The sequence below is a fragment of the Coleofasciculus sp. FACHB-712 genome, from assembly GCF_014695635.1.
Lineage (GTDB): Bacteria > Cyanobacteriota > Cyanobacteriia > Cyanobacteriales > FACHB-T130 > FACHB-T130.
On the sequence record NZ_JACJOQ010000470.1, the window covers coordinates 1 to 10,307 of the forward strand.

At 46.2% G+C, this 10,307-nt stretch carries 8 protein-coding genes and 1 pseudogene; 7 read left to right on the forward strand and 2 right to left on the reverse strand.

The window, feature by feature from the left end:
* The 3 genes and pseudogenes from H6F50_RS15175 to H6F50_RS15185 form a co-directional block, all read left to right on the forward strand.
* A pseudogene (locus H6F50_RS15175) lies at window positions 1-210 on the forward strand (SAM-dependent methyltransferase); the annotation flags it as partial.
* Window positions 211-328: 118 nt separating this feature from the next.
* Window positions 329-1,195 carry an NAD(P)-binding domain-containing protein gene (locus H6F50_RS15180; RefSeq protein ID WP_190429333.1) on the forward strand — a complete coding sequence of 289 codons (867 nt, stop codon included), beginning with the start codon at window positions 329-331 and terminating at the stop codon, window positions 1,193-1,195.
* A 212-nt stretch (window positions 1,196-1,407) separates the two neighbouring features.
* Window positions 1,408-2,727, forward strand: coding sequence for an alkaline phosphatase PhoX (locus H6F50_RS15185; RefSeq protein WP_190429334.1), 1,320 nt, complete (start codon window positions 1,408-1,410; stop codon window positions 2,725-2,727).
* Window positions 2,728-2,813: 86 nt separating this feature from the next.
* Here the strand turns inward: H6F50_RS15185 and H6F50_RS15190 are convergent, their stop codons facing one another.
* Window positions 2,814-3,554 (reverse strand): class I SAM-dependent methyltransferase, encoded by a 741-nt coding sequence (locus H6F50_RS15190; RefSeq protein WP_190429338.1) that lies wholly within the window; start codon window positions 3,552-3,554, stop codon window positions 2,814-2,816.
* 588 nt (window positions 3,555-4,142) lie between these two features.
* Complete coding sequence (locus tag H6F50_RS15195; RefSeq protein WP_190415866.1) at window positions 4,143-4,649, reverse strand: hypothetical protein; 507 nt, start codon at window positions 4,647-4,649, stop codon at window positions 4,143-4,145.
* A gap of 157 nt (window positions 4,650-4,806) precedes the next feature.
* Between H6F50_RS15195 and H6F50_RS15200 the strand changes: the two genes are divergently transcribed.
* The 4 genes from H6F50_RS15200 to H6F50_RS15215 all read left to right on the forward strand — a co-directional run.
* Window positions 4,807-5,391 carry a thioredoxin family protein gene (locus H6F50_RS15200; protein WP_190429335.1) on the forward strand — a complete coding sequence of 195 codons (585 nt, stop codon included), beginning with the start codon at window positions 4,807-4,809 and terminating at the stop codon, window positions 5,389-5,391.
* A gap of 60 nt (window positions 5,392-5,451) precedes the next feature.
* Window positions 5,452-6,471, forward strand: a complete 1,020-nt coding sequence (locus tag H6F50_RS15205; RefSeq protein WP_190429336.1) for a molybdopterin-dependent oxidoreductase — start codon at window positions 5,452-5,454, stop codon at window positions 6,469-6,471.
* A 186-nt stretch (window positions 6,472-6,657) separates the two neighbouring features.
* Entirely contained in the window at window positions 6,658-8,115 is a 1,458-nt protein-coding gene (locus H6F50_RS15210; protein ID WP_190429337.1) for an adenylate/guanylate cyclase domain-containing protein, read from the forward strand.
* Window positions 8,116-8,868: 753 nt separating this feature from the next.
* Window positions 8,869-10,307, forward strand: a 1,439-nt coding sequence (locus tag H6F50_RS15215; protein ID WP_347277169.1) for a ferredoxin--nitrite reductase, incomplete at its 3' end; no start/stop codon positions are given.

The following is a 10,307-nucleotide window of genomic DNA, read 5'->3' on the forward strand; positions in this document are numbered from 1 at the left end:
AGCGAGGAAATAATGAATAAGTTGGTGGAAAGTATTGGTACAAATTACAACAAACATCAAAAGATGTTATTTCACGACTCTCTCCACGCTGCGTTTACCTTGGATGAAGTGCAAGACTTCTTGCAAGAAGCTGGTTTGGAGGGTGTTACAGTTTATCGATCGAGCGATCGCCATTGGACAGCCGAACGAGCCTGGGTTGATCCCTCTTAAATCCGCTTGAATCGCCGTTATCTTTCCTGAGCCTCATTCCCAACCCTCTTTACGCTGAGGAGTGTTGCAGACGGCGTGAGGTTCTTCAGCAACAAGAATTAGAGAGGTCAAAGCAATCGTGAAAGTAGGATTTTTAGGAACTGGGTTGATGGGACAGCCGATGGCTAAAAGGCTGTTAGACGCTAAAATTCCAGTAGTTGCATACAATCGTACTCAGTCAAAGTTAGCACCTTTGCAGGACGCTGGCGCTAAAATTGCCGACTCTCCACAAGAGGCAATTCGCGAGTCTGAGTGCGTAATTTTGATGCTGACAAATGCGACAGCAATTGATGAAGTTCTGTTGTCGGAGGCTTCCCGACCAGAGTTAAAAGGGCGTACAGTCATTCAAATGGGAACGATCTCACCCACAGAAAGTAAAGCGATCGCTTCCCAAATTGTTGCAGCGGGTGCAGAGTATATTGAAGCACCCGTGTTGGGCAGTATTTCGGAAGCAGAAGCCGGTAAATTAATTGTCATGGTAGGTGCTTCCGATGAGCAATTTCAACAGTGGTCGGATTTTCTAAAACATTTTAGCTCTGAACCTCTACATATTGGCTCAGTCGGTGCTGCCGCTGCTGTCAAATTAGCATTAAATCAATTAATCGCTTCCCTTACCAGTGCTTTTGCCCTTAGTTTAGGTTTTGTTCAACGTCAAGGTGCCGACGTTGAGCTGTTTATGCAAATCTTACGGCAAAGCGCCCTTTTTGCTCCCACTTTTGATAAGAAATTGCAGCGGATGTTAGATAGAAACTATGAAAATCCCAATTTCCCAACTAAACATCTGCTCAAAGATACTAACTTATTTCTCAATGAAGCTAAGTTAAATGGCTTGAATGTCAGCAGTTTGGAAGGTATTCGCCAAATTTTAGAAATGGCACAGGACATGGGTTTAGCGGATGAGGATTATTCGGCGCTATTTTCTGCGATTAATCCTGAAGATGAATGAGTGTTTTAACGCAAAGCTACGCTAAGCTAAGCGCAAAGGTTCGCGAAGATTCTTAGCGTACTTCTACGTTCATAATTTTTTAGTAAAAACGGAATAAACTAGGCAAGCAATAATATTTTCTGAATAAAAAATTAACCAAGCCTTAATCAAAGCTTTGCCGAAGGTTGATGAACGCCAATTAAGCTGTTCAACGCATAAACGCGGAGAACACCATGTCTTTATCACGGCGGCAATTCTTCACCCTGGCAGGCGCGAGTGCTGCGGGTGCTGTATTAATGTCCCCTCTAGAAGCGCTCTATACCAAAGCAGCCAGGGGTCAATTAGTGAGTGGGGGAGGTTATGGCCCGCTGATTCCAGATCCCAATGGTTTATTGGATTTACCACGCGGATTTCAATATCGTGCTATTTCTCGGACTGGAGACATGATGAACGATGGCAATCCAGTACCGGGTGGTCACGATGGGATGGGTGCTTTTCCCGGTCCTAATAACACAACTATCTTAATTCGCAATCACGAATTAAGCCCGAATTCTACCACGCAAGTTGTCGGACTCAAATACGATAATCTCTGTAAAGGTGGGACAACAACTCTAATTGTAGGGGCGAATCGCCAAATACAAAGTCATTTTGCTTCCCTAGCAGGAACATACCGTAACTGTGCAGGCGGCACGACTCCTTGGGGTTCGTGGATTAGCTCTGAAGAAAATACCTCAACTCCCGCTACAAACGATCCAGTTAATATTACGGGAAATGTCAACCAACGTCACGGTTATAACTTTGAAGTTCCGGCGAATGCAAAAACAACTGTGACTCCCGTGCCTTTGAAAGCAATGGGGCGTTTTAACCACGAAGCGGTTGCAATCGATCCAAAAACTGGAATTGTTTATGAAACTGAAGATAGAGGCAATGGTCTCTTCTATCGCTTCATTCCAAATCAACCGGGCAAACTTGTAGAAGGCGGTGTTTTGGAAGCCCTGAAAATTAAAGGAATGCCCCAAGCAATTACTAAAACTAACTTCCCGGTGCGTCAACCAATGCAAGTTGAATGGGTTCGCATCGACAATCCCGACCCGGATACAGATACTGTCCGCGTCGAAGGCTTTAGTAAGGGTGCAGCCCAATTTACACGTGGGGAAGGCATCTGGTACGGCAACGGTGAATTTTACTTTTGTTGCACAGATGGTGGCGCTGCCGGACTCGGTCAAGTTTGGCGCTACGTTCCTGGGAAAACAGCACAAGAAGGCGGCACTCTTGAACTTTTTGTTGAACCAAATGATGTAAATGTATTAGATAGTCCTGATAACATTGTTGTGGCTCCTTTTGGCGATTTGATCATCTGTGAAGATGGTGACGACGAGCAATTTGTAGTCGGCGTCACTCAAAAGGGCGAACTCTACCAATTTGCTCGGAATGCTATCAATGATAATGAGTTCGCTGGTGCCTGTTTTTCGCCTGATGGTCAGACCATGTTCGTGAATATCCAAACTCCTGGCATTACTTTTGCTATCTGGGGACCTTGGGCGAAAGGATAATAAGGGGTAATAGGTAATAGGTAATGGGTAATGGGTAATTCTTGCAAAGATAGGAAATTTCGTATCTCTACAGTTACTCTTTCTGATTACCCATTATCTGCAAGGTAAACATTCGTGGTATAGGTTAAATACACATAGCCGCGTTCATTGCAAGCGCTTGCATACAGTTCTTGCAAATCTGTCACAAGTTGCTGGTACGCCTCACCTTCTTTGGGGATGTAAGATACACTATTTACCCTGCCAATTAGTCCCTCTAAATCTAGCTGCTGCTGGTACTCAAAAGTATGGCACCGGACATCTGGAAAATGGGGGCTGCTTAGTAGAGGAGCGACTGAAACCATCCGCTTCTCTGCTGGATGATTGTTTGATGCAATCTCAACTAAGCGGCTGTAATTTGCTGTGAATTCATCGTTTTGATCGCGGTCGTTCCATACTACCGCTAGTCGTCCGCTTGGCCTGAGAAGGCGGCGAAATTCTAGCAATGTTGGTTCGGGATTAAACCAATGGAAAGATTGGAAGCAAGTCACTAAATCAACAGATGCGTTGGGTAAATTCGTGGCTTCTGCTGTTCCGTCACGAAACTCTACCAAGGAATGCGGTGATGCGGCGTCTCTCATTGCGGCGTTTGGCTCGATAGCGATCGCATTCACTCCCCGTTGAGCTAACAAACGCGAGGAAATTCCCGTCCCTGCACCAATATCTGCGGCGACCAGTTGTGAAGGATTTCCTAATCCCTTCAGGATAATATCAATAGCGGCGTCTGGATAGTTCGGTCGATACTTGGCGTAATCCTCTGCTCGGTTGGAAAATCGGCTCAGTGGATTCATTGCGTGCAACGGCGTGTCTTTTGAGTTATTTTCTTTCACCAGCGTCACTCACTAATAAATTTTGACGATTTTCGGTATAAGGCTAGAAAAAAAGAATAAAAGTTTCTTTCTTTACCCTAGTTTATTTTTTTCACGTAAAAGGTCTGATTAATAATAAAATTAGCATTTTTTTAGGAATTCCAATTATAAAATAATGACTCTTTTACCTACACCTTTGTTGAGTTTTCCCTAAATGTTTATTAGTGGAATGTAAACAAAGTTCTTTCTTCAAGATAAAGAGAAACTTTTTATCTTGAACTCTAGACTTTACTCAAGTTCTTATAATATTATAAATTTTGATAAGGAAGAACCATCCTTAAATATTTATTTAGGATATATTTCGATTATTCAAATAATAGCGCTAAGCCTAAGAATTTGTAGTAACCGCAATACGATTTCCTGAATTTCAGTTAAGAGCGATCGCGATAAACTCACGCGATCGCTCTTAACTGGTTTGGGAAATATCAGCGATCGCAAATGCAATAGCCATTGAAATAAGCCCCAGGATGGAAGCCTGGGGCTTATATTTGCTTTAGACGATTAAAGCTCTCAGCGGCGTTTTTTTCCGGTTCGTCGCCGCAGCTTCTGTGCCAGCGACGAAGCTTCCCGTTCGGCTTTGTAGAGATCGATGGATCGAGCCGTCAGCACTAACGATCCATCAAGCTTTTGCCCGACGTAGGGGAGACTGGTTGCTTTATACTCGCAAATGTCAGCTTTACCCCGAAGGGATTTCAAGTCTGTATTAACTTGAGCTGAGATTGCCTTGAGTTCCTGTATTGCTGCCTCTAGCTCCGCTGAAAGCCGATTGACTTGGGTTGCTTGCGCCTCTAGGTGTTTTAACTTTTCATTCAGATGTTCCTGTAGCAGTTCCTGATAGGTTTTCACCCGTAGTGACGGAATTAACCTTCTGGAATCGCCTGTCTTTCGAGGTCGTCTTTCAGTATTGGCGATCGCTGGCGATGGAACGCGCTTGTGTTTGGCATCACCTTTTACGGGTTGACGGTCTTCGCCACGTTTCATCTGGACTACTTTGAGGCTGGCTTGCAGTTTTGTCATGTCGATGGCTGGATGGCTACCTAACGACTTGGATGCGGACGCAATCAGTACAATTGTACTATAGCGGGAGGCGATCGCTACTTACTCTGGTTTTTTTTTCAGTGGTAGAGCAATATAAGTGGGAGCGCAGTCTACCAAAACGTAAGGAGTGCATACAATGGTGCGAACCGCCTCAACTATGTTGGCGTTGGGCACGACAGCCCCAGATTTCCAGTTGCCGGATGTGGTATCTGGTCAAACCATTTCCCTTGCCACTTTTGCCGATAAGCAGGCATTGCTGGTCATGTTCATCTGCAAGCATTGCCCCTTTGTAAAACACATTCAGGGAGAACTCGTGCAGCTTGGCAAGGATTACGTAGGTGAAGAGATTGGAATTGTGGCAATTAGTGCCAACGATGCCAGCAACTATCCAGATGATGCCCCCAACTCACTCAAAGCAATGGCGAATGAGCTGGGATTCACCTTTCCGTTGTGCTACGACGAAACTCAAGAAACTGCTAAAGCTTATACCGCTGCTTGTACCCCAGACTTTTTCCTCTTTGATGCCAACCAAAGTTTGGTTTATCGCGGTCAATTAGATGACAGTCGCCCCGGTAACGATCGACCCGTCAACGGCAAAGATTTACGAGCCGCAATAGATGCAGTGTTAGCCGGTCAATCAATCCCCTCAGACCAGAAGCCTAGCATCGGCTGCAACATCAAGTGGAAGCCGGGGAATGAACCGACATATTTTCCTCATTAATCGCAGCAACAGGGACTTGTGGAAGGGTGCAGAATCAAGCTTGAAGGTTATAAAGATGATATGAAACCTTCCCGGCTCCCTCTTTCCAGCTGCCTCTTCCTGCTTGCCTTCATGAGCGGATGTCAAAATCAGAAACCAACGAATGCCGAGATGGAGGCGTGGAGAAATGAGGCAATGCAAAAAAACGCCGCAATGGTTGCTGCTCATACGAACAATCGACAGCGGCAACAGTGGAATCTAGAAATTCAGGGGAAAACGGCGGCGGGAAAATCCGTGCGGTTGACTATGCAAGAACTAGACGCGATCGCAACCACCCATATACGGACGCGATCGCCCCATAATACCAGCAACAACCCCGATCGGATTTTTGACTTTCGGGGTGTTGCTATCTCTAAACTGCTCGACAAGTTCGGCATCACTAATAGTAAGGAAGTAACGCTTGTCGCTTTCGATTCCTACCGTGCCACCGTCAGCATTGCAGACTTGCGTGCGTACCCGATTATCATTGCTTTAGAGCGCGATGGAATGCCCATTTCCCGCAGCGAAGGCGGCCCGCTTTCCCTGGTATTTCCTTACACCGAGTACCCGCAGCTTGAGCAAAAGTATCCCGACCGTTTTTGGGCATTTTACGTGACCAACCTAATCGTCGGTACCGAACCAGTGCAACTGCGCGTTGGCGAAACCCCGCTTGATGCCAAAACCATCAGCCAACTGCCACAAGTCACCATCGAAGAAGCTGTTGGCTACCCGATTGGGTGGCCTATTGGCAAAGTCAAGCTCACAGGCGTGCGCGTGCGGGATGTTCTTGCTGCTGCCAGTGTCACGCTGCCAGAAAACGGTATGGTTATCATTCGGGGAAAAGCGCCTGTTTCCCGCAATGCCCTGAATCCAATTCGTTTGGCAGCTAACGAGGTGCGAGACTGCGATATTTTGTTTGCCACGCACTGGGGTAACGAACGCAATCCGATTCCTGCCAAAATGGGTGGTCCGATAACGCTGGCTTTCCCCAGCAATTGTCAAGCGAGATCCGAGAATCAGCGCTGGCTCACTTTTGTGGAACAACTGGAGGTTAGTAAATAATGGCGAATGGTTAATCTGAGTTTTGAGTTTTGAGTTTTGAGTTTTGAGTTCCAAGAAAATTATTTTATTCAAAAGTTTTAACTTTTGAGAGTTTTGAGTTTCAAGAAGATTTTTTCGTTCAAAACTAAAAATTTCAAATTTCAAACTTTTTAGAAATTACCAAGTAACCATTACCAATTAACCCTGATGAAAGTTGCCGCGTTCCGTTCAATTCATACACGAATTATGACCGCCACGACACTCTTGATTGTGGCGATTGTTGGTTCTGTGGTATGGCTGTGGGCGAAAAACGAGAGACAACTTTACCGGGAACAGAAGCGGCGTGAAGTCCAGCAGCTAGCGATCGCCTTATCTAATACCTGGACTAACGAACTTGAAGACCAAAATTGGGGTCAGATTCGGCTCGGTTTCAATCTGCTACTGAAGCGCAACCCAGATTTCGTTTACATTCTGATCTCCGATGTGCGCTTGTCAAATCAAATCGTCGCCGCCAGCGAAAGCGAACTTCAGGAACAGTATGTTCCCGATATTGTGCCTGTGTGGGTAACGGACTCGGCGCTGGCAGTATATGACGATACCCGTGTTGTCGAGACATTCCTCCTGCGCGACATTACTTTCAACCGCAAAGTGCGGGCACGCCAAGGTGAAACTGCCATCGAAGTTGCCGCCGCGATTCGCAACTCTTCGGGGCAAAAAATTGGGACGTTGCGGATTGGGATGTCACTGCGGCAGGTCAATCAAGCGGTCGCGATCGCAGTCGAAAAAGCTCTGTTTGTAGGTGTTTTCGCCCTTTCCTTGGGTCTTTTCGGTTCCTACCTGTTGGCAACAGAACTCAGTAGCCCTGTGCGGCGGTTGCAATTGAGTGCTGCCAAAATTGCCGCAGGCGATTTACACCATCGGGCTGAAATTTACCGCAAAGATGAAATCGGCGCTTTAGCGATCGCGTTCAATGATATGTCGGCGGCGCTACAAGGTTTGTTTAGCCGACTACAGAAAACTATCGAGTCTTTTCATCGATTCGTACCAGAGAAATTTCTTCTGGTGATTGCACCCGACGGCATCGAGAACATCCAAGTCGGCTTTGCCTCGACGCGCACGATTACGATCCTATTTGCCGATATTCGGGGCTACACGGCAATGTCAGAACAAATGACGCCCTTAGAAACCTTTTCATTTTTGAATGACTACCTCGCCTGCATGGGACAAGTGATTGACAAGTCCGGCGGTTTCATAGACAAGTATATCGGCGACGCGATTATGGCGCTCTTCGATGATGAAGCGACGGACAACGCTCTGCACGCAGCGTTAGCAATGCGACAGCGACTTAAAATCTTGAATGAAGAGCGATCGCATCAAGGTTTGCCAACCATCGACATCGGTATTGGCATTCATCGAGGCGAGGTCGTCATGGGTACCGTTGGATTTAGCTCCCGTATCGAGTCTACAGTTGTTGGGGATGCCGTAAACGTAGCCGCTCGTGTCGAAAGCCTCACCAAAAACTACGACAGCACCATCCTCGTCACCAAGCCAATCGTCGAAGCGCTGCGCCACCCCGACACTTTCCCCCTGCGCTTAGTCGATAAGTTTGTTCGGGTGAAAGGCAAGGAAGAGCTAGTAGCGATTTACGAGCTTGATGCAGTGTAGGTTATTTACCGAGTCTATTTGCTCGATAAGCTCCTCTCTTCTCTTCCTCTGCGCTCTCTGCGTCCTCTGCGGTTCGTTTTTCCCAAATTAAAGAAGACTGTTATATATTCCAGGAATGGCTGAAATTTTAAAAATTCTTAATGTCCCCGCTTCAAGGATTTTGAGGATTTTGACCCGATAAGGCAGCGCTCAAGAATCTTCAACTAGACAAACTGATTAAGATTTTAAAAATGTATCAAATGCGCCAGTTTTTTTTACAGAATGGTGAATAATTTACTCATATAAATCTTGCTAATTACTTAGTATTCTAGGAGAACCTCACCCCTTCTCTTGCGCCCCTCTGTATCTGAGGGTAAGTGGCTGGGTGAAAATTTTAAATGATGCCTATTTAAACGGGTTTCCTTTCAGATGAATCCCTTCATAAGTTTTGCCCGTTAAAGCTTACAGCTATTTTGAATAATACCGAAAGAGAAAACGAAACCCTGGGAAATAGAGGTTACAAGCAGGTGTGGCTTGAAATTTAATCTTCAGTGCCCCAATAATATCCTGTTTGGCAAGTAATCATAAAGATAGACTTTTAAAATTAAAAATATTTCAAAAGAAAGGTTTCATTGGCAATAGGCAGCTTCTGTAACAAAGTCTACCGTTTCAATTTACAAAAGCGCCTAACTTAGCAGAAAAAGCAGTTTTAACGACAATAGCTGTGCGGTTACACGTGCAATTGCGCCAGATCCAGGTACGCAAGGAGGAACCGTGACAAACGTAACCACCCCTACAGAAGCAATAAAGGCAACCAAGCCTACGGAAAAACTAAATAAGATTGAAAAAGCCAAAGCTGCAAAACATCCCCTATTGCTGAAGCAAGAACTGGAGCATTTTGCACAAATTGGCTGGGAGGCGATGGACGAGTTTGAGCGGAACCAAGGGCTAAAGTGGTTGGGTTTTTTCCATCGCACGGTGACACCCGGCAAGTTCATGATGCGAATGCGGATACCCAACGGCATTTTGACCAGCACTCAGATGCGAGTACTGGCTGAAATCGTGCAACGCTACTGCACGGGTTCGGGATTTCAAAACCAGGGAAATGCCGACATTACCACCCGACAAAATTTCCAATTGCGAGGGATTCGGATTGAGGATATCCCAGAGATATTCAACCGTTTGTTAAAAGCCGGTCTGACTTGCATTCAATCGGGAATGGACAACGTTCGGAACATCACGGGTTCGCCAGTTGCAGGCATTGATGCGGCTGAATTGATTGATACACGGGGGATTGTCCGCAGCCTTCAGGACATGATTACCAATAACGGTGAGGGCAATCCCGAACTCAGCAACCTACCCCGAAAATTTAACATTGCCGTTGCCGGGGGTCGGGATAACTCCGTTCATGCCGAAATCAACGACCTTGCCTTTATCCCCGCATACAAAAACCACACCATTGGATTTAACGTCATCGTCGGCGGCTACTTTGCGCCGAATCAGTATGTAGAAGCGATTCCTCTCGATGTTTGGATTCCTCCTGAAGAGGCTGTCTCTTTAAGTAAGGCAATGCTGGAGGTTTTCCGGGATAATGGTCCCCGCGAGAATCGGCTAAAGTCCCGGATTATGTACCTGATTGAGGGCTGGGGCGTTGAAAAGTTTCGGGCGGAAGTCGAAAAACAACTAGGGCATTCGCTGGAATCGGCGGCTGAAAAAGATGAAATTGATTGGGACAAGCGCGACCATATTGGCGTTTATCCTCAAAAGCAACCGGGACTCAACTACGTCGGTTTGCACGTCCCTGTGGGTCGCTTGTATGCCCAGGAAATGTTTGAACTTGCCCGAATGGCAGAAGTTTATGGCAGCGGGGAGATTCGGCTGACTGTCGAACAAAATTTGATTATCCCGAATATCCCCGACACGCGCTTAAGTCCTTTCTTAGAAGAACCACTGCTTCAAGAACGGTTGTCTATCGATCCAGCCATCTTGAACCGGGGGCTGGTTTCTTGTACGGGTAGCGAGTTCTGTGGCTTTGCCATTATCGAAACGAAAAATCGGGCGCTTGCCTTGATTCAGGAACTGGAGGAAGAGTTAATTCAACCGCATCCGGTTCGCATTCACTGGACAGGTTGCCCAAATTCCTGCGGTCAACCACAAGTTGCAGATATTGGCTTCATCGGTACAAAGACGCGCAAAGATGGTCAAACCGTAGA

Bases quoted from the DNA above. Each gene is read 5' to 3' on its own strand.
- H6F50_RS15195 (WP_190415866.1), bottom strand. From the start codon at position 4,649: ATGACAAAACTGCAAGCCAGCCTCAAAGTAGTCCAGATGAAACGTGGC.
- H6F50_RS15185 (WP_190429334.1), top strand. From the start codon at position 1,408: ATGTCTTTATCACGGCGGCAATTCTTCACCCTGGCAGGCGCGAGTGCT.
- H6F50_RS15200 (WP_190429335.1), top strand. From the start codon at position 4,807: ATGGTGCGAACCGCCTCAACTATGTTGGCGTTGGGCACGACAGCCCCA.
- H6F50_RS15190 (WP_190429338.1), bottom strand. From the start codon at position 3,554: ATGAATCCACTGAGCCGATTTTCCAACCGAGCAGAGGATTACGCCAAG.
- H6F50_RS15205 (WP_190429336.1), top strand. From the start codon at position 5,452: ATGAAACCTTCCCGGCTCCCTCTTTCCAGCTGCCTCTTCCTGCTTGCC.
- H6F50_RS15210 (WP_190429337.1), top strand. From the start codon at position 6,658: ATGAAAGTTGCCGCGTTCCGTTCAATTCATACACGAATTATGACCGCC.